Raw genomic sequence first — 26769 nt, forward strand, 5'->3', positions numbered from 1 at the left:
ATTCCCCCGAGCACTTCGTGCAGGGAGGTGCCCCAGGTGCACACTCGACGGATCAGGCGCCGCGGGTACGGACCTCGTAGTCGCCGGTGGCGCATCCGGTCATCAGCGAGCCCTCGCCGAGCGGAGTGAAGGCGACGTCCTCGACCCCGACCGTGTCGACGGCCGAGGCGCCTGCGTCGACCCGGTTGGGGAACCAGACCTCGAGACTGCAGCTGCCCTCGCCCGCGGTGCCGGTCAGCTCCAGCCGATTTCCCTCGGCCGCGAGGTGGGTGATCCGTCCGGGCGCGTATCGCGGGTAGGCGCGGGTGATCTGGTCCAGCAGCGCGGTGTTCCGCGGGGCGTCCTCCCCGGTGCTGCACAGCACCGGCATCAGCCCGTTGCCCAGTTCCTGGATGCCGTTCTGCGGGTCCCCGCAGGCCTGCTTCCACACCCAGTAGGTGCCGCCCTGGATGTGCGCGTCCTGCTCCTGTGCGAAGCGGGCGGCCTTGTCGACGAGTCCGTCGCCCCAGTAGCCGTACTCACCGGTCCAGACCGGGATGTCGCCGTACTTGTGCGCCACTCGGTCGGCGAGGGTGAAGCCCCGTTCGATGCTGACGATCGTCGGCAGGCCAAGCGAGGCGTCCATCGTGATGGACTCGGCGTAGAGATGCGGGGAGAAGACGATGTTGGTGTCGTCGGTGAAGCCGGCCGGGGGGCCGCTGTCGAACCCGAGGCCGGACCACAGGATGCTCGGCTCGAAGTAGACGATCTGCTCGGCGCCCGCCTCACGGATGGCGTCGATGGTCCGGTCGTAGAAGCGGCCGAGCAGCAGCGACGAGGTGAGCGGCGCGGTCTCGCCGAAGTTCGGTTCGTTCAGCAGGTCGTACCCGGCGACGGCATCCTCGTCCTTGAACTCGCCCGCGAGCATCGCCCAGGCCTGGACCAGCTGTTCCTGCACGCCGTCGGTGTCGTAGTAGAAGTTGTTGAACGCGCGGCCGCCGGCGGGCGAGATGTCGCGCCCGGTGAACTGGCAGCGCGGTGCGCCGTCGGTGATCGTGGCCCACTCGGGCGCGCCGTCGTAGCCCCACATGGGCGAGGTGCCCGGCCTGCAGCTGACGTCATCGGGGGATGGGGCGTTCGACCAGCCGTCCTGATGCATGTCGAGCACGGTGTAGAGGCCGTGCGCCTTGGCCTGCGCGACGGCGACCCGGATCTGGTCGACATAGGCCTCGTCGTAGCGGCCGCGTTCCGGCTCGAGGGCGGACCAGGACAGCGCGAGCCGGACCACGTTGAACCCGTGATCGGCGATACCGGCGAAGTCCGCGTCGGTCAGGGGCAGGGTCGAGGGGACCTCGGGCCGCGGCGCGTAGAAGTCGACGAGCTGGTTGACGTTGACGCCGCGCAGCAGCACCTCGCGGCCGGCCGCATCGGCGATGACCTCACCCGAGACACTCAGGGGCAGCAGGGTTCCCGCCTCGACGGAGTCGAGGGGCGCAGGCGACACGGGCTGCGCATCGGGGCGGGCCAGGAACGGGACGGTCACCGCTACGGCGGCCAACGTCACCGCTCCCGCCCGCAGGGCCGGGCGGGGGATCGGCGACGGCTGGGTCGCCTGCCGCCGCGACCAGACCGCCGCGAGTCCGACGATCCATCCCGTGCAGGCGCCGTAGGCGACGCCGTCCGCGAGCCGGATGTACCCGCCCATCAGCGGCCAGAGGTCGCCCGCGAAACCGTCGTCGGAGACCATCCCGACGATCGATGCGGCGACGGCGAGCAGCGCGCCCGCGCCCATCGCCGCGAACCATCCGGCGAGGAAGGTGGCCGCGGTCCCGCCCGTCACCCGGCGGCCGAGCACCCGCTGGCAGCCGATGGCGCCGAGGACGAGTACGGCGATCCCGCCGACGGTCGCGAGTACGCCGTTGAGGACGTTGGGCGCCGGCATCCACCGGTCGTAGGGGGCGCCCGCCCACCACTGTCCCGCCAGGAGCGGGGCGACGGCGCCGAAGATCAGCGCTCCTGCCCACACCGACGGCGCGTCGTCCGATGCGTCGGCCACGCTGCGGCGGCGGCCCGCGATCGCGACGACGCCCGCGACGATCAGTCCGGCGGGAATCGCCTTTGCGAGGGCGAACCCGCTGCCCCACGCCGCGGTCCCGAGGTCGCCCACCGCCACCAACGACATCGCGAACTTCGCCAGGAGCACGGCGAGCACGACGCTTCCTGTGGTGGCCGCGAACAGCCAGCGGGACCCGGCGATCGACCGAACCGCCCACCAGGTGACGCCGAGCAGCACCGGCAGGTAGACGACGAACGGCGCGATCTGCCAGGGCGCCCGGATCGGCCACAGGTCCGCGCCGGTCCAGCCGAGCAGGCTCAGCAGGCCGCTCGGATCCGCGGCGGCCTGGACGATCACCAGCACACCCAGGGCCAGGGTCGCGATCCAGGCAAGGCGATTCGAAGACATCCGACACATTCCGTTCACTCAGGAGTTCTCGGAATCCTAAGTGCCTGCGCTTCTGCTCGCGCCCGAAACTGGACGATTGTCCGAATCGCGGGACCGGACCCCGGCCGAGCGTGCACCTGCCGTCGCTTCGGCCCAGGAGGGACGGCAACAACTGCACGCTCGGCGGTCAGTAGCAGCGGGCACCGGCGTGGAGAAAGGCTGCCGGGGGGCCGGTCCGCCGAAAATGCCCAGAGCCTCGCGGAACGTGAACTAGTCTCGGAAAACCTACTTCGCGGTATGTTCCGACCTCGGGAGAGCCATGAGTGCTCGCACCGCCCGCGCGCCGTCGCGGTCCTCCGTTCTCCGGAGGTGCCTGCCCGCGCTGGCCGCCGTCGTGCTGGGGCTGGCGGTGGCGGGACCGAGCACGCCTGCGCCCGCCGCCGCGTCCGAGGCGGACACCTACCTGAACCTGCCCCTGGTCAACCGCGATGCCGCGCACGGACCGGGCGGGGTGAACCCGGCACTGCCGACCGATCGCGGCGTGCTCGCGCGGCTGCTCGACCAGGCCAGGGCGTCCGGTGCGGCGCCGAGCTCATATGCGGCGTTGCTCTACCAGTACTGGCTGGCCGATGTCACCGCCGAGGCCGGCATCGACCTGGCGCGGTGGGATCCCCGCACCGGGGTGGAGTCGAACCGGGAGAACCTGATCCGGTCGTACCGGTACTACGAGCACCTGCAGTTGCAGCACCGCGAGTTGCAGTGGGCGGGCATGGCCGGGCAGGTCGGCGCCGACTTCGGCGGCGGGCTCATCGATTTCGAGCTGATCACCAACATCTACGACTTTCCACAGCTGCAACAGACCACGCGCGCCATCGTCGCGTCGGCGACCGAGGTCGCGGGACCGCAGATCGTCGACCTGCTCCCGAAGGGGTTGCGCGCGTTGGCCGGTGCAGGCGCCACGGTCACCGGCGACGACCTGCACCACATCCTGGGCATGATCCTGGTGATGCAGAAGAACATCTTCTCGGATCTGATGCCGATGCACCGCGCGTACGTCACCGAGGGCCTGCCCGCACTCGAGGAGATGCGCGCGGCGGGGCTGTTCGGGCAGGACGTGATGGACGCGTGGCGCGACATCGCCTCGACGGATGCGGACCGGATCGCCCGTGGCAACGTGGCCCTGCTGCGTCGCGAACAGGGCGTGATCATCCGGGAACAATGGGACGACGTGCGGGCCTACAAGGGCGACGTCGGCGAGGCCGTCAGCTACCTGTCCACGGTCGCAGGGTCACCCTCGGTCGCAGGCGTGCTGCCGCCGCGCTCGTTCCGTCCCATCGAGATCACCACCACCCTGCCGGACGGCCGGACCGCGACCCTGACGACGCCGCTGCCGAGCTGGAACTGGTCGGTCTACGAGGAGCGGTGGGACTACATCACCACCCAGTTGCTGCCCAGGTACAAGGCGACGGTGGAAGACGACTGGCCGCGGCTCGAGGCGGAGCTCCACACCCCGTACGAGATCCAGATCGAGAGCCACCGGCCGTTGATGAACATTCCGCAGATCCTGCAATCGGCCCTCCAGAACACGAAAGTGACGGTGTCCTGATGTCGACCGATCCGCGCCATCATCGTCCCCGCATCGGCGGGGTGCGCTCGCTCTCGGCAGCCGCCGCGGCCGTCGTCCTCGCGATCCTGTCGCCGGGTGTCGGTGCGGCGCAGGCACCCCCGCCGCCGCCCGTCGCGGTCGACACGCCCGCGCTGCAGGGCGAGGTGTTCAATCCGTTCGTCGAGGGCGCGTTCGAGGGCGGGGAGTTCGGCACCCGCGACGAGATCCTCGGCGCGCTGCGGCCGAACGATCCGTTCTACGTCGAGCCGCCGCTCACCGGTGCCGAGAAGCCGGGCACCCTCCTCAAGGCCAAGCGGGTCGAGGTGATGTTCACCGGCTTCAAGCCGGCAAACCTCGAGGCGTACAAGATCATGTACGTCACCACGGGGAACGACGGGGTGACCCCGACGATCAGCACCGGGTTCGTGATGATCCCGATCGACGGCGTGCCCGCGTCGGAGAAGAAGGTCATCGGGTACCAGGAGGCCAACGACAGCGTCGGCGCCTACTGTCACCCCAGCACCCAGTGGACGGGCGGTGACGCCCTCGACGGCGCCTCGTGGTCCGCGCTCGGGCCGCTCGCGCTGATGTTCGGCAGGGGATACGCCGTCGTGATCTCCGATGTCGGCAACGATGCCGACCCCGATCCGCACGGCGTCTTCGCGGCGAAGTTCGCAGGCCATGCCCAGCTCGACGCGCTGCGCGCGGCCACCTCGGGCGGCGGGACGGGGCTGAGCCCGCAGGCCCCCATCGCGCTGTTCGGCGTCGCGGGCGGCGGAGTCGGCGCGGCCTCCGCGGCGGAGATGCAGGCCGGCTACGCACCCGAGCTGAACGTCAAATCGACTGTCCTCGAGGGCATGGTCATCGATCAGCGGAACTTCATGCGGACCGCGGACGGCTCGGTCGGTTCGGGGTTCGCCTTCGCGACCCTGCTCGGGCTCGAGCCCTGGTATCCGGAGATGCGGATCAACGACAAGCTCAACCCGGTCGGCAGGGCGCTGGCGGACGAGTACCGCGTGCAGTGTCAGATGCCGTCCTACTTCACGGCGCCCTTCGTGCCGCTCCGGCTGCTGTTCTCCAGCGGTCAGAGTCCCGCCGACATCCCCGAGTTCCAGCATGTCTACGACGACAACAGGCTCGGCGGCCAGGCGCCGAGATCCAAGGTGCTGATCTCCTCGTGTGGCAAGGACGACTCGCCCATGTCCCTTGTGCCCGCACAGGATTCCCGTGACCTCGCGGCCCGCTACCGGGCCGGTGGTACCGACGTCACCTATGCGCCGAGCGACTGCAACCTGAACCGGCTGTTCGCCGACCCCTACGGGTGGGGGACCGACCTGTTCGGCATGCAGACGATCGACTGGATCGACAGGAACTTCGCGGACTGACGCGCGGCGCCGGCCGCGCGGTCAGAATCGGGCGGCGTCCGCGTCGATCCAGTCGCTGCGCCAGCCCGCGGGCGGGTCCTCGAGCAACTCGCCCGACTGCAGCCACTCATAAAGATCCGCATAGGTTTTCGTGGTGAACGCGTCGACGCGCCGATTGAGCATGGACGGCCGCAGCTCGTCGAAGCCGTCCAGGCCCATCGAGGCGATCAGCTGCTTCGCGCTGGCCACCGTCGACTTCTGGAACCGGTACACCCGGGCCGACTTGTCCGGCACGTCGATCGACTTCGAACGGGAGCGGTCCTGCGTCGCGACCCCGACCGGGCAGTGGTTGGTGTGGCAGGCCTGGGCCTGGATGCAGCCGACCGCGAACATCATCGCTCGGGCCGCCAAGGTGAAGTCGGCGCCCTGGATGATGCGCTTGACGATGTCGGTGCCGCTGGCGACCTTGCCGGAGGCGCCGACCCTGATCCGGTCACGCAGGCCCGCGCCGACCAGTGCGTTGTGCACGAGCATCAGGCCCTCGGTCAGCGGCATGCCCATGTGATCCTCGAATTCGACGGGGGCGGCGCCGGTTCCGCCCTCCGAGCCGTCCACGATGATGAAGTCCGGCGAGGTCCCGGCTTCCAGCATGGCCTTGCAGATGCCGAGGAACTCCGAGCGCGAGCCAACACAGAGCTTGAACCCGACGGGCTTGCCTCCGGAGAGGCTACGCAGCGTCGTGATGAACTCGATCAGCCCGGCGGGGGTGTCGAAGGCGCTGTGTGCGGGCGGCGAGATCACGGTGACCCCCACCGGGACGCCGCGGGTGTCGGCGATCTCCTGGCTCACCTTCGCGCCCGGCAGCACGCCGCCCAGGCCGGGCTTGGCGCCCTGGGACAGCTTGATCGAGATCGCCTTGACCTGGGGGTCGACGGCCTTACCTGCGAAGACCTGCGGATCGAATCGTCCGTCCGCCGTGCGACATCCGAAGTAGCCGGAGCCGATCTCCCAGATCAGGTCGCCGCCGTGCTTGCGGTGGTAGGGGCTGATGCCACCCTCGCCGGTGTCGTGGGCGAATCCGCCGCGTGCGGCGCCAGCGTTCATCGCCTCGACCGCGTTGGCGGACAGCGAGCCGAAGCTCATCGCGGAGACGTTGAGCAGCGCGATGTCGTACGGCTGGGTGCAGTCGGGCCCGCCGAGCCGCACCGTCGGGGTCGCCTCGGGGGCGTGCCGTGCCCGCAGCGAGTGCGCCATGAACTCGTACCCGGGCGCGTGTACGTCGCGTTCGGTGCCGAAGGGCTCGTCGTCCTTGGTGCCCTTGGCGCGTTCGTACACGAGATCGCGGGTCTCACGATCGAACGGCGTTCCATCGGTGGATGATTCGATGAAGTACTGCTGGATCTCGGGGCGGATCTTCTCGAGCATGAACCGGGCGTGCCCGAGGATGGGGTAGTTGCGCAGGATGCTGTGCCGGCGCTGGAGCAGATCCCAGGTGCCAAGGCCCGCGAGCGCCACGAGGATGGCGGCGAGAATCGCGATGACGACCCGCCATCCGGATCCCATGCCGAGGGCGAGCGCCAGTGCCGCGAGTCCGGCGAGCCACACTCCGGCAACGATCAGCCATCTCACCACGGTGCATCCTTTTCGTGTCACGTCCATTGCCGGTCGGGTCGACCGAGTGTTGCACCCGGCGTGCGGGGCGCCGAAAACGACACGGCGGCCCCGGAAATGAGATCCGGGACCGCCGTGTCGGGTGGAGCGGGTGTACTACGCCGGGATGGTCAGAACCTGGCCGACGTTGATGGCGTCCGGGTTCGGGATGCCGTTGGCGTCGGCGATGCGCTGGTACTGGTTGCCGTCGCCGTAGAAGTGGGTGGCGAGGTCCCAGAGGGTGTCGCCGGGGGCGACGGTGTGGGTGCGCGGGGCCGGGGGCGCCGGCGGGGCCTCGGCGGCGGCCGGGGCGACGGGGGCGGGCTCGGGCTCCGGCTCGGCCACGACCTCGACGGCAGTGTCCGAGGCCCAGACGGCCTTGTCGCCCGCGTACAGCACCACGTTGCGGTCGTCCTGGACGACCAGCTTGACGTCGGAGTTACCCGAGGTCTCGGAGGCCCACACGGCGTCGTTGCCTTCGGTGTACAGCACGAAGTTGCCGTCGTCCTGCAGGTCGGCCTTGACTGCGCTCTTGCCGTTGGTCTTGCTGGCCCACACAGCGTTGCCGCCCTCGCTGAGCACGAGGTTGCCGTCGTCCTGCAGCGTCAGCGCGTAGGCGCCGTTGTTGGAGGTGATCGACTGTCCGGCCGTGAGGCTCGAACCGGCCTGCAAGGTGTCCGCCACGTTGTTCCCCTTTCAGAGGTGATCGTCGGTGAAGCGCTTGTAGTGCTGATCCACACGGGGACCGCATGATCCAGCCCTCGGCGTGCTCACAGAGCGTACGCGGCGCGAAAGAGTTTCGCTGGGGCTGAACGGCGATCTGAACATAGTCTGAACAATGTGACGCGCTGGGAGAACGAACGTAACGAAGAGCAATCACGCGCCTATATCCGGCGTTTCGAGGAGTTGGCGGCGCAGGGCGTGGATCTGCACGGGGAGGCCCGGATGGTCGATGCCGTGATCGCGCCGGGTTCGCGGGTACTCGACGCCGGATGTGGCACCGGGCGTGTCGGCGTCGAATTGTCCAGGCGCGGTCACCATGTCACGGCGGTCGACTTGGATCCGGTGTTGGTGGAGGCCGCGCGGACGCACCCGGAACTGACCGTGCACCGGGCGGACCTCGCCGAACTCGACCTGCCGGGCGAGGTGTTCGACGCGATCATCGCGGCCGGGAACGTGCTGATCTTCCTCGAACCAGGGACGGAACGGACTGTGCTGCAACGGTTTGCCGCGCACCTGGCCGACGGCGGGGTGTTGGTGACCGGGTTCGCCACCGACTACCGGTACACGGTCCGCGACTTCGACGCGGACCTGGAGTCGGCCGGGCTGGTGCTCGAGCAGCGTTTCGCGACGTGGGATCTGAGGCCCTGGCGGCCGGACGCGACGTGGGCGGTGACGGTCGCGCGCAAGCGAGGGTAGCGGCCGCCTCAGACCCAACAGGCTATGGCGATTGGCCCGGCGAACGGAATGAAGGCCAAGGGCGAGCAGGTCAGCGCGGCACCCAAGGGGCCCTGCTGTGGGTTGAGGTATGCGGGCTGGACGGGCGCGGGGATCGGCGATGCCGGTCCGGCGGCGGCGATGGCAGGGCCGAACGCGATCACCGGCACCGTGGCCGCGGCCACTATCGCTGCGCGGAGTGAATTTCTGGTCATGGTGATCCTCCTGGTGGCGGCGTGGCGCACCGCGCGGTTCCGGGGTGCCCTCGGATTGCGCTCTTCTCATTGTGAGCGCCGGGAGACCGCATGTCACGGCCGTGGGCTACTCGTTTTGCCCGCCTTCGCTGAGCCATGGGTGCAGGCCCGCAGTCCGGGCCTGCACTGACGACAGGGCGACGACTCGCTCGGATAGGGTGCTTGCGCTGTATCCGACTGACTTTCTGGGGGGACCATGTCCGAGACCGATCTTGCGAGCGCGCCCACGTCCTCGGCGGCGCCGTCTTATCCGCAGCCCGCGTACCCGTCCTATCCGCAGCACGCGCAGGCCCCGCAGCCGATGCAAGCCCCTGTCCAGTACGGGCCTCCGGTTCCCGGCGCTGTGCCCGCGCCGCCGCCGTCGAACGCGGGCTGGGCGGTGGCCGCGGTCGTCTTCTTCTGGCCGCTGGCGTTCGCCGCGTTCAACCACTCGTCCTCGGTGTACCCGAGGTGGGCGCTCGGTGACTACCAGGGTGCCCAGTACGCCTCCGACCGCACCAAGCAGCTCGGCCAGATCGCGCTGTGGCTGGCTATCGGCCTGGGGGTGCTGTACGTCATCCTCTTCGCGGTGATCTTCGCCGCCGGGATCAGCAGCGTCGAGGACAGCACCAGCGGGTACTGATCCGCAGGTCTACGGACCGGTGTGTGCAGGGCGCCCACCCCGGTCCGTAGACTCTGGAGACCGTGAGCCTTACCCTCGGAATCGTCGGACTGCCCAACGTCGGCAAGTCCACCCTCTTCAACGCGCTGACCAACAATGACGTGCTGGCCGCGAACTACCCGTTCGCGACCATCGAGCCCAACGTCGGCATGGTCGAGCTGCCCGATCCGCGGCTGGTCAGGCTCGCCGAGATCTTCGGCTCCGAGCGGATCCTGCCCGCGACGGTCTCGTTCGTCGACATCGCCGGCATCGTGAAGGGCGCGTCCGAGGGTGCAGGCCTTGGCAACAAGTTCCTGGCCAACATCCGCGAGGCCGACGCCATCTGCCAGGTGGTTCGTGTGTTCGCCGATGACGACGTGGTGCACGTCGACGGCCGCGTCGACCCGGCCTCGGACATCGAGGTGATCGAGACCGAGCTCGTCATCGCCGACATGCAGACCCTCGAGAAGGCCCTGCCGCGGCTGGACAAGGAAGCGCGCAAGAACAAGGAGCTCAAGCCGCTGCACGACGAGGCGGTCAAGGCCCAGGCGTTCCTCGACGAGGGCAAGACCCTCTTCAGCGTCAAGGACAAGCTGGACTTCGGGCTGCTGCGTGAGCTGAGCCTGCTCACCACCAAGCCGTTCCTTTACGTCTTCAACGCGGACGAGGCGGTGCTCACCGACGAGGCGAAGGTCGCCGAGTTGCGGGCGTCGGTCGCCCCCGCGGACGCGGTGTTCCTCGACGCGAAGGTCGAGCAGGAGCTGCTCGAGCTGGACGAGGAGGACCGCCAGGAGATGCTCGACTCGATCGGCCAGTCCGAGCCCGGCCTGCACGCGCTCGCCCGGACCGGCTTCCACACCCTCGGGCTGCAGACCTACCTCACCGCCGGCCCCAAGGAGTCGCGCGCCTGGACCATCCACAAGGGTGACACCGCCCCGCAGGCGGCAGGCGTCATCCACACCGACTTCGAGCGCGGCTTCATCAAGGCAGAGATCGTGTCCTTCGCGGACCTGGACGAGGCGGGTTCGATGGCCGCGGCCAAGGCTGCAGGCAAGGTGCGCATGGAGGGCAAGGAGTACGTGATGGCCGACGGTGACGTGGTGGAGTTCCGCTTCAACGTGTAAAAGCCCAGGCGAACGGCTTGTTAGGCCGCCCGCCCGTAACAGAACCCGCAGAGGCCCGGAGTAGTTCGTCCGCAGCCCTGCGGGTTCTGTCGTCTGGGTCGGGCCACGGTGGCTGTAGGTGTTCAGCGTGACGCTGGGCTGAACGCCGGACCGAGAAACGTCTGCAGGTAGGCCAGCAGAGCCTCCCGGTCGTCCACGTCGACTGCCGATCCCGGCGTCCCCACCAGCGAGACGAGCATCCGGACCAGCCATTCCGCCGCCCCGGGCAGGTCGAGGTCCTCTCGGGCCAGGCCGCGTTGCTGGGCGTCACGCAGCCGGTCCACCCAGAAGTCGGACAGCTGGGCGACCACGTCCTGGGAGTAGGTGCCCATGATCTCGGCGTACTCGTGCGGTTCCCGGGCGGCCAGTTCAACGGCCAACGGCCCCAAGGGATTCTGCCTCGACAGCACGACCGCCTCGGTCAGCATGCCGGACACGCTGTCCTGTCGCGCGATCCGATCGGCCGCGTCCTCCCAGAAGTCCGCGCCCCGGCGGATCAGTGCCGCCGAGAGCAGTGTCGCCTTATCGGTGAAGAACCGGTACAGGTAGGCGCGGCTGAGATCGGCTTCCTGGGCCACGGCGCGCACGGTGGTGCGGCGGATCCCGTCGCGCGCCAGACAGAGTTCGGCGGCGTCCAGGATGCGGTCGCGCACGACGCTGGAGTCGGGTCTCATTGCCGCTCGATCATAGGGCGTCGAAAAGTTCGGAGAATTCTTCTGTAAACACTTGTGTCAAAGTGTCTACAAAGCACTACGTTCTCCACCATGACCGGCCGCGCGGAGGCCCGGTCGCCGACCGAGGCGACGGCGTGTCGGAACGGTGAGCGCTACGGAGGACCTATGGGATTCCTGCTACCGGTGGAACCGGACATCGACGCGGACGAGTTGCGCCGCGGCCGCCGACCCACCCAGATGCGCATCCTCTCGGAGAACTACCTCTCACAAGGTTTCGGGACACCCGATGTGGTGTACGTCGGCTACCTCGCGAAGATCGCCCTGTTCATTCTCGGCGCGGCAATGTTCGCGTTGACCACACCCGGCGTGGACGGCCTGCTCGACGTCGGCCAGTGGTGGGCCCTGCCGGTCGTGTGGCAGAAGGTCGTGCTCTGGTGCATCCTCTTCGAGGTCACCGGCCTGGGCTGCGGATTCGGGCCCCTGAACCTGCGCTTCCTGCCGCCGTTGGGTTCGTTCCTCTACTGGTTCCGCCGTGGAACCATCCGGATGCCGCCGTGGCCGAGGCGAGTTCCGCTCACCTCCGGAGACAAGCGCGGCGTCGTAGACATCGCCGCGTACGCCGCGCTGCTCGTCTCGCTGCTGGTGGCGTTGGTCTCCGCGACCGCTGCCGGGACGGTTCAGCTGCCTTGGCAGAAGGTGGCCGTCGTCCTGGGACTGCTCGCGGTCATAGGACTGCGTGACCGGACGATCTTCCTGGCCGCCCGCGCGGAGGTCTACGGCGCGATTGCCGTGACCTTCCTCGTCCCGTTCCCCGACTCCATCGTGGCCGCCAAGTTCGTCCTGCTGTGTATCTGGTGGGGTGCGGCGGTCTCGAAGCTCAACGTGCACTTCCCGTCGGTCGTGCAGGCGATGGAGGCGAACAGCCCGCTGTGGCGAACGAAGCGCATCAAGCACCTCTTCACCCGCTCGTACCCCGATGACCTGCGCCCCTCCGGGCTCTCGAAGTTGCTCGCCCACGGCGGAACCGCGATCGAGTTCGGCGTCCCGCTCGTACTGATCCTCTCCGGAGGCGGCACCGTCACGACGGTCGCGGCGACCGTGATGATCCTGTTCCACCTGCACATCATCGTGACGATCCCGATGGGGACGCCGCTCGAGTGGAACGTCTTCATGATCTTCGCCGTGCTGACGCTGTTCGTGGACAAGGCATCCCTGGGGCTCGACGACCTCGTGCATCCCGCGGTCCTGCTGATCCCGGCCGTCAGCTTCCTCCTGGTGATCCTCGGCAACCTGTTCCCCGAGCGGATCTGCTTCCTGCTCGGGATGCGGTACTACGCCGGGAACTGGGACACCACCGTCTGGTGCCTCTCGCCCAGCGGCGAGCAGAAGCTGACCGACGGTACGATCCGCTTCGCGATGCTGCCGCACCGCCAGCTGGAGAAGATCTACGGCGGCGAGGACGAGGCCCGGGTCACGCGGCTCACCGGCTTCGCGTTCCGCGCGATCCACACGCACGGCCGCGCGCACGCCGCACTGCTGCCCCGACTCCTGGCCGACCAACCCACCACGGAGTACGTCGAACTCGACGGCGAGACGGTGGCCGGCGTCGTGCTCGGCTGGAACTTCGGTGACGGTCACCTGCATTCCGAGCAGCTCGTCGAGACGCTCCAAAGCCTGTGTGCCTTCGATTCCGGTGAACTGCGGGTCCTGGTCCTGGACGCCCAGCCGATCCACAAGCAGACCCAGGCCTACCGGCTGCTGGACGCCGCCACCGGTGAGTTCGAGCGGGGCACGGTTCGGGTCGCGGACATGGTCAACCGGCAACCGTGGGCCGACGACATGCCGGTGACGGTGAGCGAAAACCCTCAGGCCCGCTGACATGGCGAACGTGAGGACCGCAGTCGTGGTCGGTTCCGGCCCCAACGGTCTGGCCGCCGCCGTCCGATTGGCCGGGCACGGAGTGAAGGTGACGGTGCTGGAAGGTGCCGAAAGTCCGGGAGGAGGCGCGCGCACCAGTGAACTGACGCTGCCCGGACTGCTGCACGACGTCTGTTCTGCGGTGCACCCGCTCGGGGTCGCCTCGCCGTACCTGGCGACCCTGCCGCTCGCTGAACACGGCCTGCGGTGGCGGTGGCCCGAGATCGACCTCGTCCATCCTCTGGCGGACGGGTCGGCCGGTGTGCTGGCCGGCGACGTCGATCGCACGGCCGCCGGGATGGGGGTGGACGCGGACGCCTGGCGCAGGGTCTTCGGGCCCCTCGCGCGCACCTTCGACACCCTCGCCCCCGAGGTGCTCGGGCCGCTCCTGCGAGTGCCCAGGCATCCGGTCGCCCTGGCCAGGTTCGGAATCCGGGCCGGACTCCCGGCAACCGTCCTGGCCAGGGCCTTCCGCACACCGCAGGCCCGGGCCCTGTTCATGGGGTGCGCGGCGCACATGTTCCAGCCGCTGAACCGTCCGCTGTCGGCGTCGGTGGGCGTGATGTTGGTGGCTGCTGGACATCGTCACGGATGGCCGGTCGCCGAGGGCGGCTCGCAGGCGATCACCTCGGCGCTGGTCTCCCTCCTGCGCGAGCGCGGAGGGGAGATCGAGTTCAACGCTCCGGTCCGATCGTTCGCCGACCTGCCGGCCGCCGACGTGACGTTGTTCGACACGACTCCGCAGGCGGTTGCCGAGATCCTGGGTGATCGGCTCGGCGGGCGGGGCCAGCGCCGGTACCGGTCCTACAAGTTCGGCCCGGCCGCGTTCAAGGTGGACCTGGCCGTGCGCGAGGGGGTCCCGTGGACCAACGAATCTGCGCGCCACGCCGGCACGGTCCATCTGGGCGGCACCGCCGGCGAGGTGGCGGCAGCGGAGGCCGCGATCGTCGCGGGCCGGATGCCGGAGCGGCCGTTCGTGCTCGTCGGGCAGCAGTACCTGGCCGACTCGACCCGGTCGGTCGAGGAAGTGCATCCGATCTGGGCGTATGCGCACGTCCCGTCCGGCTACGACGGGGACGCGACGGAGGTCGTGCTGGACCAGATCGAGGCGTACGCGCCCGGTTTCCGCGGCCGGGTCGTCGCAGCGCACGCGACCAGTCCGGCAGAGTACGAGCGTCACAACGCGAACTACGTCGGGGGCGACATCGGGGGAGGGGCGAACTCGCCGCTCCAGATGGTCGGGCGACCGGGGTTCGCGCTCGACCCGTACGCGACCGGTGTCGATGGCATGTTCTTGTGTTCGGCCTCCACGCCGCCAGGTGCGGGCGTACACGGAATGTGCGGGGCAGGCGCTGCCGCCAGCGCGTTGCGCAGTCTGGGCGTCGATGTGCAGCCCCTCCGGCGCCGAGCCGACTGACGGGTTACCACTGAACTGAACCGGATCACGGCCACTCGTGGTGGTGGCACGGCGGTGCTGCGGTTGGACAACGTGCCGGAGATGATCGCTGCTGCGCTGACCGACTGGGCTGGCACGAGGACCGGGATGCTGTTCATCCCACCCGGGGAGCCGTGGCGCAACCCCTTCATCGAGTCCTTCAACGGTCGCCTCAACATGCACCTGTTCTGGTCCCTGACCCACGCCAAGGTCACCATCAGCGACTGGAAGGAGGAGTACAACCACGACCGGCCGCACTCATCATTGGGCTACCGAACCCCACGGGCCTACGCTGCAATCTGTACCCACTAATCGACTCTCACGCGTCTGGTGTCGTATGCCCACATCGCGATCTCGACGCGGTTGCGGGCGCCGAGCTTGGTCATCAACGATGCGACGTGGGTCTTGACCGTGCTCAGGCCGACGAAGAGCTCGGTGGCGATCTCGGCGTTGGTCCGGCCCCGTGCCACCAGCGCGAGCACCTCCTTCTCGCGCTCGGTGAGCGGGTCGATGGGCTGGACCGGTACCACCGGCGCCTGGTCGGCGAAGGTCGCCAGCAGCCGGCGGGTGACGTTGGGGGCGATCAGCGCGTCCCCGTTGGCCGCCGCGTGGATAGCCTGCACGAGGAGCTCCGGCCCGGCGTCTTTGAGCAGGAAGCCGCGGGCGCCGGCGCGTAGGGCGCCGAGGACGTACTCATCGAGGTCGAAGGTGGTGATCACGACGACCGCCATCGGGTCCGTCACGTCTGGCCCGGCCAGGCGCCGCGTCACCTCGACGCCGTCGAGCCCGGGCATCCGGATGTCGACGAGGAGGACATCGGGACGCAGCCGGGTCGCCAGGTCGAGCGCTGCGAGCCCGTCTGCTGCCTCCCCCACGACCTCGAGGTCGGGTTGCGCGCCGAGAATCATCACCAGCCCGGTCCGGACCAAGTCCTGGTCGTCGGCTACGACAACACGGATGCTCATGCCATCGCCTCCACCGGCATCACGGCCTCGACCACCCAGCCACCCTCGGGCCCCGGCCCCGCGGAGAGCGATCCGCCGAGGAGCTGGGCGCGTTCGGCCATGCCCAGCAGGCCGAACCCAGGCTCCGGGGCCGGCCCCGGCTCGGTCTGTCCATCGTCGCTGACACGCAGCCTGACGGCGTCGCCCTCCCGGCGTACGTCGATCCCGACGCGGGTCGCGCTCCGGGCGTGCCGTACGGCGTTGGTCAGCGACTCCTGCGCGAGCCGGTAGAGCGCGGCATCCACGGGTCGTGCCAGCCGGGTTAACGAACCGTCCAGCGAGACCTCGACGGTGGGCGTCGCGTCCGCGCGCGCCAGAGCAGGCAGGTCCGCGACACCCAGCTGCGGTGAGTAGGCGACGGCTTCCTCCTCACGCAGCACCCGCACCATGGATCTCATGTCCGCCAGGGTTCGCGACGCTTCAGACTCGATCGCGGCCAGGATCTCGGCAGCCTTCTCAGGCTCGATGCCGGCAACCACGCCACCGGCCTGCGCCTGCACCGCGATGGCCGAGACGTGGTGGGCCACGGTGTCATGCAGCTCGCGAGCCAGCCTCACGCGCTCCTGATTGCGGATCTCGCGCTGCTGGCGATGCCAGAGGTCCGCGCGGTAGCGGAACACCGCCGCGAGGGCGACGAACAACAGCAAGAGGACGCTCCCGCCGAAAACGTCAGCCCAGCCCGCGGAGGAGACGTACATCCCCAGCGCGACGACGGCCGTCACGAACGCCGTCCCCAAGACCATCTCCCGGCCCGAGCCCCACCGCACCAGGGAGTAGAGCAGGATCAGGACGGCCATCATGGAGTAGAGGCCGAGGTCCTCGGCGTGCGCAGTCAGCTGGAGGACCGAGAGCAGCCCGGCGACGCCCCACCCGACCAGGGCGGCCATCAGGGGGCGACCCCGCCGCCAGAGCAGGGCAGGCATCACCGCCAGGGCGAGCACCGTCACAAGTGGTCGCCAGGCCAAGCCCGGCCGAGCGATGCCCTCGACCAAGGCGGCGGCCGCGAACACGCCCACAAGCAGCCAGTCGAGCCGACCGATGGGTGGGGCGTCAGCAGGCCGCGGCTCATGCCAGATGGAGCGCCGGACAGTGACCACGGCTACAGCCTAGGGGTCGGCGCGCCTCGGCGTACCCGCCGAAAGAACGAGAGAGAGACCATGCCATCGGCCAGGCGAACCCCAGCCTCCGGGCCGAGGCGCCCGCCGCCGGGCTCAGCGATCGTAGACCTACCGATCCTCACCACAACAACGGAGCCCATGATGAGAACAGGTCAACCCACCGCCACACTGGAAGACCAGCGGATCCCGGTGAGAGCCAAGCTCGCCGCAACGTGGACAAGCTTCATGTTCCTATACGCCTACGTGGACATTCTCAACTTCTTCACGCCCGGCGTCATCGAAGACATCCTCGACGGCAAGGTCTTCGAGTTCGACCTCTCCCAGATCTTTTCGACCACGGCGCTGACCCTCATGGCCATCCCGATCCTCATGGTCGTGCTGTCGATGACGCTGCCCGCCCGGGCGAACCGCATCACGAACCTCATCGTGGCCTCGCTCTACGTCCCCGTCACGGCATTCAACGCGGTGGGCGCGTCCTGGCTGTACTTCTACGGCCTCGGCATCGTTCTGGAATTGATCCTTCTCGCCCTCATCGTGCGGTACGCCTGGACCTGGCCCCGCACCGTCGGCGACCATGGCGACCAGCCCGGACCGTGAAACCGTTCGCGCCCAACAGCAAGCGTGAACCCAAGAGCAGTCCCAGTCCTGTTCGGAGCCATCTGCCTCGGGTGCCGCGGTGTGGGCCTCCTGGCGGTGGGACACCAACTACCACTGGGACGTCGCGTAGGGGCCTTCCAAGGCACCTACCGGCAAACGCAACGGCATCAAAGTCTTGGAAGCGGTCCAGGTGCTGTGAGGGCCGATTAGTGGGTACAGATGGGCGCCGCACGCGGCGCGGCTACCGAGGCGGTCGCCCCGTCACCTACGACGCCGAGGACTACAAGGGTCGCAACGTCATCGAGCGCGGTTTCAACGAGACCAAGCAATGGCGCGGGCTCGCCACCCGCTACGACAATCTCGCCCTCACATACCGCGGCGGAGCCGTCCTCCGAGCCATCATGCTCTGGCTCAACGCAGTAGGAGACACGCCCTAGAGTCCCCTGAGCCCGAGCAGTCGACTCGCGAGGCGAGGTGGTCGATCCCCTCGCCCCCTCAGTCGATCTACGAGCTCAGGCGTGTGGGGCGGGAACGAGTCGAGGATCTCAGCGGGCCCGAACGCGATGGGTTCGCCACGTTTCGCACGGTCTCGAGCATCCGTCCAGCCCGTGATGAGGAGATACCATCCCGCTTCCGCGACTACTGGCGAGTCTGAGGTCAAGATCGCTTCGATCTCCACGACGCCGTCGCTGAGCGAGGCGACATTCTCGACCGTCCGAGATATCACCACGATCTTCGCCGATGGATCGCTGTTCCATACCGTCGCGTTGGCCCACCGCTTGAAGAGCTCGGCCTCCTTGCGTTCTCGGACATCTTGACGCCACCAGAATGCGAGGAGCCCAGCCACGATGAGTCCAGTGGAGCCCCAGAGTACGAACTCGAACATGCCCGCATCATAGGAGTCGATACGCCCGCCTCTCCGAGAAGCGGGCGCATCCGACCACACCGCCATCGGTAACGATCCGCAGCGCCTGCGGCCAAAGCTACGCATTGTGAGCCTGCTGTCAGAGATGCTGCACAGGTGATGCCGACCAAACGAAACGGCTTTTCCGCCATATCGATGGTGATGCTCGCTGTCGCGGGGTTGCTGGTCGCGCTCCCTGGGAGCAGTGGCGCCGCACCGCCGGACTGGCGATACACGATGGTGACGTTCAGTAACATCAGCGACCACGACCTGGATGTATACGAGTCGGGGGACGCCACTCACTTCCAGCCCCTACGACTGTCGGCGTATCGGCCGCCGTCAGGGGTGGTGCGCGACCCGAGCATCTTCCGGCACACGGACGGGCTCTACTACCTCACTTACACGACAGTCGACGGTGCGAACATCGGCTTCGCGCGCAGCAGTGACCGCATCAACTGGACGTTCCTGGGGGCCTGGCCGGTCCCGCTCTGCTGCGCGTTCCTGCCGGGCACGGGGGACGGAACGGGCTCGGCGAGCCCGCCGGGCTCCTCGGGGTCGGCCGGGTTCAGCGACGGACCGTCGCTGTCGCCGTTCACCACCAAGGCCTGGGCACCCGAATGGTTCGTGGACGGCGAGCGCGTCAGCGTCATCCTGTCGATGTCGACCGGCGGCGGATTCGTGCCGTATCTGATGACCGCGCTGGATCCGTCGCTCCGAATCTGGGGCCTGCCCGTTCCGCTCGACGGGATCGGCGCGGACCACATCGACACCACCGTGGTCAAGGTGGGATCGACCTATCACGCCTTCACCAAGAACGAGACGAAGAAGGTCATCGAGCATGCGGTCGCGCCGTCGGTGACGGGACCCTATTCGTTCGTCCCGGCCGGAAATTGGGGCTCGATGCTGGAGGGCCCAGCCCTGGTTCAGTTGCCGAACAACGCCTGGCGGATATATCTCGACGCCTACACCGAGGGAAAGTACCTCTATTCCGACAGCACGGATGGGCTGAACACCTGGTCGCCCGCGCAAGAGCTTCCAGGCCTTTCCGGGACGGTGCGCCATGTCGGCGTGATGAGAGAGCCTGCGTAACCGCATGCTCAGCGCCCCGACACGGGCGCCTCGCTCAAGGTCCGGCGGGTGACGAACCGTCGCGGCATCCCCGACAGCGGATCGGTGAATTCCAGTTCCCGCGCGAGCAATTGGAGTGGGAGGGAATGGTCGTCCGGCGCCTCGGGCTGCAGGTCGGGGTACAAGCGGTCGCCCAGGATCCCGACGCCGAGCGCCGCCAGGTGGATCCGCAACTGGTGCATCCGCCCGGTGTGCGGACGCAGGACCGTGTGCAGCACGGCACGTCCGGAGGCGCTCACGCCGGTGCTGCGCATCTCGACCGCCGTCTCGGCGTTGGGCTCGCGTGAGTCGTCGACGACGGCCCGCAACTCGCCCCGCCGCGCCTCGATGTGGTTGCGGTAGACGACGGGAACGACGCGCCCGGCGAGCGTCGGTGCGTCCGGGTCCCAGCCGTTCGGTCGCGCCGACACCGCCTCGTAGACCTTCGTGACCAGCCGCTTCTCGAACAGCGACTGGTAGGCGCCTCGCGTCGCGGGGCGGGCCGAGAACATCACCAGGCCCGCGGTCCCGCGGTCGAGTCGATGGATCGGCGTCAGGTCCGGGTTGTCGAGGCGGACCCGCAATCGGACGAGCGCGGACTCGCGCAGGTACCGCCCGCTCGGGGTGGTCGGGAGGAAGTGCGGCTTGTCGATCACGACGAGGTCGTCGTCGACGTGCAGGATCTCCTCGTGGAACGGAACCGGGTCCTCCACCGGCAGATCGCGGTAGTACCAGACGAACGGGTACGCGCCCAGCGCCGTGCCGCGACCGATCGGACTGCCGTCGGTGCCCACGATCTCGCCGGCGTCGAGCCGCCGGTACAGTCCGTCCGCGTCCAGGTGGTCGAACCTCGCGATGACATACTCGGCGATCGTCGCCCACGGCCCGGACGTCGGGACGCGCAGCCGCGTCGGTCCGACCCCGTTCTTGACGGGCAGCGGTGAGGGCATCGGCACGAGCATCATCATCCCACCGACTACTGGCGCGGACGTGCCGCGGGGTTTCGCGAGGTCAGGCGCGCGCGAACAGACGCATCGCCTCGTCGACGACGGCGGCGCGGGTCTGACCGTCGGGGTCGGCGTCCGGGCGGAGCCAGATCGAGGCGTGGTTGAGAATGCCGTGCAGGCAGTGCAGGGCGACCGACGGATCGGGGCAGTCGAACTCACCGGTTGCGACGCCGAGATCGACGACCCTGCGGAAGAGCTGGTCGTGGCGCATGCGCATCGATTTGATCGCCTCGCTGTGGACCGGCGGCCACGGTGCGGGGAACGAGAACACCTTGCCGACCTCGGGGTAGCGCACGGTGAGGATGTGCAACTGCTCGGCGATCAGGGCGCGCAACTGGTCGGTCGCGGACAGGTCCGTGGCGGCTTCGAGCGCCCCGCCAAGGCTGGTCAGAACGTCGGTGGTGAGCTTCTCCAGAGCCTCGGCGACGAGCGCATCCTTGCTCGGGAAGTAGTGGTACAGAGTCGCTTTCGCGATATCGGTGCGCTCGGCGACGTCCTCGAATCGCATGCCCTGGTAGCCGCTGCTGGACAGGATCTCGAGCGCCGCGGAGATCATCTCGGCCTTGCGACGATCGCGACGGCGGGTGGCGCGCCCCGCTTGGGCGGCGGGTTCCCCTTCCACGGTCGAAGTCATCGCCCGATCATATCGGGAGTCTGGGTCGGGACGATCTACCGCGAAATGGCAGGTAATCGGGTTCAACCGAATGAACAGGATCAACCATTGAGGCGGTAATTCGACCAGATGGGATAAAGTTCGACCCAAGGGTCGAGAAATGGTGAAAGGTGCGTCCGATGACCGAGGCGACAGGACACGGGGCCGGCTACTTCGAGCGGGTCTCGGAGAATCGGTTCGTCCCGACTCCGCATGCGAGCGGCGCGTGGGCGGCCGACGAGCAGCATTTCAGTCCGCTGGCCGGATTGGTGGTCCACGAGATCGAGAGGATGCGGCTACGCGAAGGTCGCCCCGCGCTGCCGATGAGTCGCATCGGCTTCGACATCCTCGGACGAATCGCGTTGGAGGAGTTCGACGTTCACGTCGAGACCGTCCGGCCCGGCCGGACCATCGAACTGGTCCAGGCAACCGTGGTCATCGCGGGCCGTGCCGTGGTCACAGCCCGGGCCTGGTATCTGGCCGATCTCGACACCGCGCTCGTCGCCGGCGGAGAACCCGACACCCTGCCGAGCCCAGAGTCGGCCACACTGTGGCCGATGGATTCGGTGTGGCCCGGCGGGTATATCGCTTCGCTCGACACCCGGCAGGTCGGTGCACCGAGTGCGGGACGCGCGACGGTCTGGGCATCGACGTCGGTGGACCTGGTGGTCGGGGAGCAGGCCGGTGACCTGGCCTCCTTCCTCGCCCTGGTCGACACCGCGAACGGCATCGGAGTGCGGCGGGACCCCGCCGAGTGGATGTTCCCGAACCTGGACCTGACCATCCATCTGTACCGCCAGCCGGAGGGGAGGTGGACCGGGCTCGACACCACGGTCACGTTCGGCCCGACTGGGCAGGGGCTGACGAGCACGGTCCTGCACGATGTCCGCGGACCCGTCGGCTGTGCGCAACAGATCCTCACCGTCCGTCCGCAGCCAGAACTCGCGGTTCAGACCGCATAGACCGCGAGACTGACATAGGGCACCGCTCCGACTCGTCCCGTATTCGGGTGGTCGGGCGGTGCCCTGTCGTTTCACCTTTTATGCGGCGAAGGTGAGTTGGTTGCGCCGGTTGTGTGCCGGCATGGGTTGTCGTCTGGGGTCGATCCATGGTGGTGGGGTGAACCATGGGTGGCCGTCGTCTTTGCTGATGGTCACTGTCCAGTCGCCGCGGTGGATGGTGGTGTGGTGGAAGCGGCAGAGCAGTACCAGGTTTGACAGGTTGGTGGGTCCGCCGTTGGACCAGTGCTGAATATGGTGGCCTTCGGTCCAGGCGGCGGGTCGTCCGCAGCCAGGGAAGGCGCAGCCGCAGTCCCGAGCGTTCAGGGCGCGGCGGAGTTTGCGTGGGATGAGGCGGGTGGTGCGTCCGACGTCGATGGGGTTGCCGTCGGAATCCATGGTGATGGGGGTGATGTCGGCGTCGCAGGAGATCTGGGCGGCGAGGTCGAGGGAGATCGGTCCGAGCCAGGGCATCCAGGCCGGTCCGCGGCGTCGCCCGTGGTGGTTGTGTTCGTCGGTGGTGGCGGCGAGGTCGTCGGCGTCGACGAAGACGTTGATGTGGGGCCGCTCGCCGCCTTCGGTGGGCGCCTGCCCGGAGTCCAGATAGCTGCGGACGATATGGGTGAGGGCGTCGGCCCGGCGTTGGGCGGGTGTGCGTTGGTCTTTGCTGGTTTGTCCGTCGCGGTTGTCGGCTCCGGGGCGTGGTTTGGACAGGGCGGACAGGGCGGTGAGGAGGGCTTCGCCGGACGCGGCGTCAAGGTGTCCTTTGAGGTGGACGCGGCCGCCGAGCCCGGGTGAGGCGTAGAACTCGTTGAGTTCCGCGTTCTCGGAGTCGGACTTCTTCTTGTCGTCCTCACACAGGAGCAGGGCAAGCGCCTTCGCGCGGCGGGCGAGGGTGGTGGAGTCTTCGGTGCGGGCGGCGTAGAGCAGGTAGCGGGCGCAGGCTTGTGTTCGGGTGGCGTCGGTTCCGATGATGTCGAACACATTCTCGGCGTCACCGTCGCCGTCGGTCGCGGCATTGTCGTCGGAGCGGGCCGGGGCGTCGGGCTCGGGCACCTTGTTCAGGAGTTCGACGATCACCCGGATCTGGTCGTAGTCGGTTTCTCCGGCGTCGAATGCGGCGGCGACCTCCGGATGCTCGGCCAGTCCCCGGCCGAGTCGGACGATCCTGTTGGCCTGGCCGGGGGTCATGGTGGTCGCCCCGGCGAGCCAGTTGCCCGGCGATGAGGCGCCGACCTTTTCGGCCACGCACCGCTGATCGACCTGATGCATCAGACGCACCCGCAGTGCCTCGAGCTGACGCATCCGCAACGACAACTCGGGAACCAACTTCAGGAGTTCGGCATCCGCGAGCTGCCACGCGACCACATCCGGTGGCGCGATGAGCATCTCGTCGAGATCCATGTTCGAAGTCTATTCGAATGTATGTTCGATCACAAGGGAAATCTGATCTGACGCTGCACGTGGAGGGTGAGGGTTGCGTGGTGGCCGACGGTGACGTTGTGGAGCTCCGCCGCAAATGTTTAAGCCCCGGGTTGGCGGCCCATTTCGGGCCGCCCGTCCGCGGCCTTGACCTCTCAGTCGCCTGCGGCCGTCAGGGGCGGCGGGAAAAACGGGCGGCGGCGAAGCCTTGACGCAGCTGTATATACAGGACTATACATATCGCGATGGTGTGACTCGCCGCACAGTGCGAGGGGCCGGCCTGGCCGGATCCACCAGCACAGTCCAGGGAGATCGATTGTGAAAGACACCGCCGCGGCGCTGACCCGAGGTCTGACAGCACGCCACATCAGGTTCATCGCGCTGGGTTCGGCGATCGGGACCGGGCTGTTCTACGGATCGGCGGAAGCGATAAACCGGGCGGGCCCGTCCGTACTGCTCGCCTACCTCATCGGTGGGGCGGCGATCTACATCGTGCTTCGCGCGCTCGGCGAGATGGCGGTGAGCAATCCCGTTTCGGGCTCGTTCGGCGAGTACGCGAGCAAGCACCTCGGGCCGCTGGCCGGGTTCATGACCGGCTGGACGTACACCTTCGAGATGATCGTGGTGTGCCTCGCCGACGTGACGGCCTTCGGCGTCTACATGGGGTTCTGGTTCCCCGACGTACCTCGGTGGATCTGGGTGCTCTCCATCATCTTCTTCATCGGCGCGATCAACCTGCTGAGCGTGAAGGTCTTCGGCGAGGTGGAGTTCTGGTTCACCCTCGTCAAGATCGTCGCGATCGTCGCGATGATCGCCGGCGGAATCGCGATCCTGATCTTCGGGTTCGGGATCCACGACACCGGAACGGGCGTGAGCAATCTGTGGACCGACGGCGGCTTCTTCGCCACCGGGTTCGGTGGGTTCGTCAGCTGCTTCGCGATCGTCATGTTCGCCTTCGGAGGCACCGAGATCATCGGTATCACCGCGGGGGAGGCGGAGGACCCGGAGCGCACCATTCCCCGCGCGATCAACACCGTCCCGGTGCGCATCATTCTGTTCTACGTGCTCACGCTTGCCGTGATCATGGCGATCAACCCGTGGCAGTCGATCGGATCCGAGGGCAGCCCCTTCGTGCAGATCTTCCAGGGCCTCGGCATCGGCCCCGCCGCGACCGTGCTGAACATCGTGGTGATCACGGCGGCGCTCTCCGCGATCAACAGCGACATCTTCGGCGCCGGACGGATGATGTTCGGGATGGCCCAGCGTGGTCAGGCCCCCGCGTCGATGGGGAAGGTCTCCCGCAACGGGGTGCCCTGGATGACGGTGGTCATCATGACCATCACGCTGCTCTTCGGAGCGCTCCTCAACTACCTCATCCCGGACAAGGTGTTCCTGGTCATCGCGTCGATCGCGACCTTCGCGACGATCTTCGTCTGGCTGATGATCCTGCTCTCGCACTACCGCTCGCGGCAGCGGATGGATCCGGCCGAGGTGGCCGCACTGAAGTTCCCGGTGCCGTTCTGGCCGTACGGGCAGCTGATCGCGATCGGCTTCCTGGTGTTCGTGATCGCGGTGCTCGCCTTCGACGCCGACACCCGCGTCGCGCTGATCGTCGGCGCGGTCTGGCTGGCGCTGCTCGCCCTCGCCTTCCTCCGGTGGGTGCGGCCCGAGCGGCTACCTGCCGAGCCCGAACTCGCCGACCAGCCGTCCTGACCCAACCCGAAGAATTTTCGCTACCGCTCATTAGAAACGGAGAACAACCATGAGCACGAACACCCTCCCGCGCGCAGAAGAGCGCGCAATCGACAACAGTGCACCCGTCGTGGTCGGAGTCGGCGCCGTGACGCCGGATGAGTTGGTGCGCGTCGCCCGGTTCGGTGCGCCGGTGCGGTTGTCCGAGGAGGCGCTCGAGGCGATCGGGGCCAGCCGCACCCGCATCCAGGCACTCGCCGAGGACCCGAAGCCGGTGTACGGCGTGTCGACCGGGTTCGGTGCGCTCGCCACCCGGCACATCCCGTTGGAGTTGCGGGCACAGCTGCAGCGCAGCCTCATCCGCTCGCATGCCGCAGGATCCGGTCCGGAGGTGGAGCGCGAGGTGATCCGCGCCCTGATGCTCCTGCGCCTGTCCACCCTCGCGACCGGCCGGACCGGCGTCCGCCCCGAGGTTGCTCAGGTATACGCGGCCCTGCTGTCCGCGGGCGTCACCCCTGTCGTCCACGAGTACGGCAGCCTCGGCTGCTCGGGCGACCTGGCGCCGCTCGCGCACGTGGCGCTGGCCGTGATCGGCGAGGGCACCGTGCGGGACGCCGACGGCGAGCTGATGCCGGCCGCCGAGGCGCTGGCCGCAGCCGGAATCGAGCCGGTCGAGCTCAAGGAGAAGGAGGGCCTTGCCCTCATCAACGGCACCGACGGCATGCTGGGCATGCTGGTCCTGGCCTGCCATGACCTGCGCAAGCTGTTCTCCCTGGCTGATGTCACCGCGGCGATGAGCGTCGAGGGGCTGCTCGGCACGGACAAGGTGTTCGCGGCGGACCTGCAGGCCCTGCGCCCGCACCCCGGTCAGGCCATGGCTGCCTCGAACATGACCCGGGTGCTCGCGGGCTCGGGAATCGTAGCCAGCCACGCCACCCCCGACTGCACGGTCGTGCAGGACGCCTACTCGCTGCGGTGCGCTCCTCAGGTCGCGGGCGGCGCGCGCGACACGCTCGCGCACGCCGAGCGGGTGGCCTCGTACGAGCTGGCGAGCGCCGTCGACAACCCGGTGGTGACCCTCGACGGCCGGGTCGAGTCCAACGGCAACTTCCACGGGGCGCCGGTCGCCTACGTGCTGGACTTCCTCGCGATCGTCGTCGCGGATGTGGCCAGCATGAGTGAGCGCCGCACCGACCGTTTCCTCGACAAGGCGCGCAGCCACGGGCTGCCGCCGTTCCTGGCCGACGACCCGGGGGTGGACAGCGGGCACATGATCGCGCAGTACACCCAGGCCGCGATCGTCTCCGAGCTCAAGCGGCTCGCGGCGCCCGCGAGCGTCGACTCGATCCCTTCCTCTGCCATGCAGGAGGACCATGTGTCGATGGGCTGGTCGGGTGCTCGCAAGCTGCGTCGGGCCGTCGACGGGCTCACCCGGGTGCTCGCGATCGAGGCGCTCACCGCCGCACGCGGTCTGGATCTGCGGGCTCCGCTCGAGCCGTCGCCTGCGACCGCTGCCGTGCGAGACACGATCCGTGAGCAGGTTCAGGGGCCGGGCACGGACCGCTACCTGGCGCCGGAGATCGAGGCCGCGGTCCAGCTGGCAGCCTCCGGGGCGTTGCTCGACAGCGCCGAGTCCGTGGTCGGCAAGCTCAGCTGACCCGCTCCGCTCGAATGAGGAATCGGACGCCCGGTGAAACCGGTTACGG

General features: G+C 68.3%; 24 protein-coding genes and 1 pseudogene. 15 read left to right on the forward strand and 10 right to left on the reverse strand.

The genetic code is table 11. From position 1 onward, the window contains the following. Nucleotides 1-52: 52 nt before the first annotated feature. Nucleotides 53-2443 (reverse strand): cellulase family glycosylhydrolase, encoded by a 2391-nt coding sequence (locus ABIC28_RS11850; RefSeq protein ID WP_354578994.1) that lies wholly within the window; start codon nucleotides 2441-2443, stop codon nucleotides 53-55. A gap of 298 nt (nucleotides 2444-2741) precedes the next feature. Between ABIC28_RS11850 and ABIC28_RS11855 the strand changes: the two genes are divergently transcribed. Next, complete coding sequence (locus ABIC28_RS11855; protein WP_354578996.1) at nucleotides 2742-4028, forward strand: hypothetical protein; 1287 nt, start codon at nucleotides 2742-2744, stop codon at nucleotides 4026-4028. Then, entirely contained in the window at nucleotides 4028-5413 is a 1386-nt protein-coding gene (locus tag ABIC28_RS11860; RefSeq protein WP_097212377.1) for a lipase family protein, read from the forward strand. Before ABIC28_RS11855 ends, ABIC28_RS11860 begins: the two co-directional genes overlap by 1 nt. 21 nt (nucleotides 5414-5434) lie before the next feature. Here ABIC28_RS11860 and ABIC28_RS11865 read toward each other — a convergent pair whose 3' ends face one another. Next, nucleotides 5435-7024, reverse strand: coding sequence for an FMN-binding glutamate synthase family protein (locus tag ABIC28_RS11865; protein ID WP_097212378.1), 1590 nt, complete (start codon nucleotides 7022-7024; stop codon nucleotides 5435-5437). 135 nt (nucleotides 7025-7159) lie between these two features. After that, entirely contained in the window at nucleotides 7160-7726 is a 567-nt protein-coding gene (locus ABIC28_RS11870; RefSeq protein ID WP_077042527.1) for a LysM peptidoglycan-binding domain-containing protein, read from the reverse strand. Nucleotides 7727-7882: 156 nt separating this feature from the next. Here ABIC28_RS11870 and ABIC28_RS11875 point away from each other — a divergent pair, with 156 nt between their 5' ends. The 4 genes from ABIC28_RS11875 to ychF all read left to right on the forward strand — a co-directional run bounded on the left by ABIC28_RS11875 (nucleotide 7883) and on the right by ychF (nucleotide 10497). Beyond that, a complete protein-coding gene (locus tag ABIC28_RS11875) occupies nucleotides 7883-8461 on the forward strand; it encodes a class I SAM-dependent methyltransferase (RefSeq protein WP_097212379.1) in 579 nt (192 codons plus the stop codon). Nucleotides 8462-8485: 24 nt separating this feature from the next. Continuing rightward, on the forward strand, nucleotides 8486-8863 hold the full coding sequence (locus tag ABIC28_RS11880) for a hypothetical protein (protein ID WP_143548475.1): 378 nt from the start codon (nucleotides 8486-8488) through the stop codon (nucleotides 8861-8863). Between the two features lie 66 nt (nucleotides 8864-8929). Next, a complete protein-coding gene (locus tag ABIC28_RS11885) occupies nucleotides 8930-9355 on the forward strand; it encodes a CD225/dispanin family protein (protein WP_097212381.1) in 426 nt (141 codons plus the stop codon). A 62-nt stretch (nucleotides 9356-9417) separates the two neighbouring features. Next, complete coding sequence (ychF, locus tag ABIC28_RS11890) at nucleotides 9418-10497, forward strand: redox-regulated ATPase YchF (protein WP_072846694.1); 1080 nt, start codon at nucleotides 9418-9420, stop codon at nucleotides 10495-10497. A gap of 122 nt (nucleotides 10498-10619) precedes the next feature. Here ychF and ABIC28_RS11895 read toward each other — a convergent pair whose 3' ends face one another. Next, nucleotides 10620-11210, reverse strand: coding sequence for a TetR/AcrR family transcriptional regulator (locus ABIC28_RS11895; RefSeq protein ID WP_269589416.1), 591 nt, complete (start codon nucleotides 11208-11210; stop codon nucleotides 10620-10622). Between the two features lie 165 nt (nucleotides 11211-11375). Here ABIC28_RS11895 and ABIC28_RS11900 point away from each other — a divergent pair, with 165 nt between their 5' ends. The 3 genes and pseudogenes from ABIC28_RS11900 to ABIC28_RS11910 form a co-directional block, all read left to right on the forward strand. After that, complete coding sequence (locus tag ABIC28_RS11900; RefSeq protein WP_354579001.1) at nucleotides 11376-13088, forward strand: DUF3556 domain-containing protein; 1713 nt, start codon at nucleotides 11376-11378, stop codon at nucleotides 13086-13088. Nucleotides 13089-13098: 10 nt separating this feature from the next. Further along, nucleotides 13099-14544 carry a phytoene desaturase family protein gene (locus tag ABIC28_RS11905; RefSeq protein ID WP_354579003.1) on the forward strand — a complete coding sequence of 482 codons (1446 nt, stop codon included), beginning with the start codon at nucleotides 13099-13101 and terminating at the stop codon, nucleotides 14542-14544. Between the two features lie 3 nt (nucleotides 14545-14547). Then, nucleotides 14548-14874 (forward strand): annotated as a pseudogene (locus ABIC28_RS11910) (integrase core domain-containing protein); the annotation flags it as partial. On the opposite strand, the gene ABIC28_RS11915 reads toward ABIC28_RS11910, so the two are convergent. Together ABIC28_RS11915 and ABIC28_RS11920 are read right to left on the reverse strand one after the other, a co-directional pair. Next, complete coding sequence (locus ABIC28_RS11915) at nucleotides 14871-15527, reverse strand: response regulator (RefSeq protein WP_072753353.1); 657 nt, start codon at nucleotides 15525-15527, stop codon at nucleotides 14871-14873. The pseudogene ABIC28_RS11910 and the gene ABIC28_RS11915 sit on opposite strands and share 4 nt — an antisense overlap. After that, entirely contained in the window at nucleotides 15524-16663 is a 1140-nt protein-coding gene (locus ABIC28_RS11920) for a sensor histidine kinase (protein WP_354579005.1), read from the reverse strand. Before ABIC28_RS11920 ends, ABIC28_RS11915 begins: the two co-directional genes overlap by 4 nt. Before the next feature lie 246 nt (nucleotides 16664-16909). Here ABIC28_RS11920 and ABIC28_RS11925 point away from each other — a divergent pair, with 246 nt between their 5' ends. Continuing rightward, nucleotides 16910-17281 (forward strand): DUF6326 family protein, encoded by a 372-nt coding sequence (locus ABIC28_RS11925; RefSeq protein WP_354579007.1) that lies wholly within the window; start codon nucleotides 16910-16912, stop codon nucleotides 17279-17281. Between the two features lie 209 nt (nucleotides 17282-17490). After that, nucleotides 17491-17718: a transposase gene (locus ABIC28_RS11930; RefSeq protein ID WP_179800595.1), complete on the forward strand. Its 228-nt coding sequence runs from the start codon at nucleotides 17491-17493 to the stop codon at nucleotides 17716-17718. Here the strand turns inward: ABIC28_RS11930 and ABIC28_RS11935 are convergent. Next, on the reverse strand, nucleotides 17715-18167 hold the full coding sequence (locus tag ABIC28_RS11935; RefSeq protein ID WP_354579009.1) for a hypothetical protein: 453 nt from the start codon (nucleotides 18165-18167) through the stop codon (nucleotides 17715-17717). The two genes, ABIC28_RS11930 and ABIC28_RS11935, sit on opposite strands and share 4 nt — an antisense overlap. A 174-nt stretch (nucleotides 18168-18341) precedes the next feature. On the opposite strand from ABIC28_RS11935, the gene ABIC28_RS11940 reads away from it, so the two are divergent. Continuing rightward, the gene (locus ABIC28_RS11940) at nucleotides 18342-19274 is read left to right on the forward strand and encodes a glycoside hydrolase family protein (protein ID WP_354579011.1); all 933 of its coding nucleotides are present in this window, start codon (nucleotides 18342-18344) and stop codon (nucleotides 19272-19274) included. Between the two features lie 8 nt (nucleotides 19275-19282). Here ABIC28_RS11940 and ABIC28_RS11945 read toward each other — a convergent pair whose 3' ends face one another. Then, nucleotides 19283-20260, reverse strand: a complete 978-nt coding sequence (locus ABIC28_RS11945) for a pseudouridine synthase (RefSeq protein WP_209927232.1) — start codon at nucleotides 20258-20260, stop codon at nucleotides 19283-19285. A gap of 43 nt (nucleotides 20261-20303) precedes the next feature. Then, entirely contained in the window at nucleotides 20304-20933 is a 630-nt protein-coding gene (locus tag ABIC28_RS11950) for a TetR/AcrR family transcriptional regulator (RefSeq protein ID WP_097212393.1), read from the reverse strand. 158 nt (nucleotides 20934-21091) lie between these two features. On the opposite strand from ABIC28_RS11950, the gene ABIC28_RS11955 reads away from it, so the two are divergent. Further along, nucleotides 21092-21913, forward strand: a complete 822-nt coding sequence (locus ABIC28_RS11955; RefSeq protein WP_097212394.1) for a thioesterase family protein — start codon at nucleotides 21092-21094, stop codon at nucleotides 21911-21913. A 78-nt stretch (nucleotides 21914-21991) separates the two neighbouring features. On the opposite strand, the gene ABIC28_RS11960 is transcribed toward ABIC28_RS11955, so the two are convergent. Beyond that, the gene (locus ABIC28_RS11960) at nucleotides 21992-23353 is read right to left on the reverse strand and encodes an HNH endonuclease signature motif containing protein (RefSeq protein WP_354579014.1); all 1362 of its coding nucleotides are present in this window, start codon (nucleotides 23351-23353) and stop codon (nucleotides 21992-21994) included. 336 nt (nucleotides 23354-23689) lie between these two features. Here ABIC28_RS11960 and ABIC28_RS11965 point away from each other — a divergent pair, with 336 nt between their 5' ends. Further along, a complete protein-coding gene (locus ABIC28_RS11965) occupies nucleotides 23690-25084 on the forward strand; it encodes an amino acid permease (RefSeq protein WP_097212600.1) in 1395 nt (464 codons plus the stop codon). A 49-nt stretch (nucleotides 25085-25133) separates the two neighbouring features. Beyond that, nucleotides 25134-26720, forward strand: coding sequence for a histidine ammonia-lyase (gene hutH / locus ABIC28_RS11970; RefSeq protein WP_354579016.1), 1587 nt, complete (start codon nucleotides 25134-25136; stop codon nucleotides 26718-26720). Nucleotides 26721-26769: the final 49 nt, after the last annotated feature.

The sequence above is a fragment of the Rhodococcus sp. PvR044 genome (genome assembly GCF_040548995.1).
Taxonomy (GTDB): Bacteria; Actinomycetota; Actinomycetes; order Mycobacteriales; family Mycobacteriaceae; genus Rhodococcus_G; species Rhodococcus_G oryzae.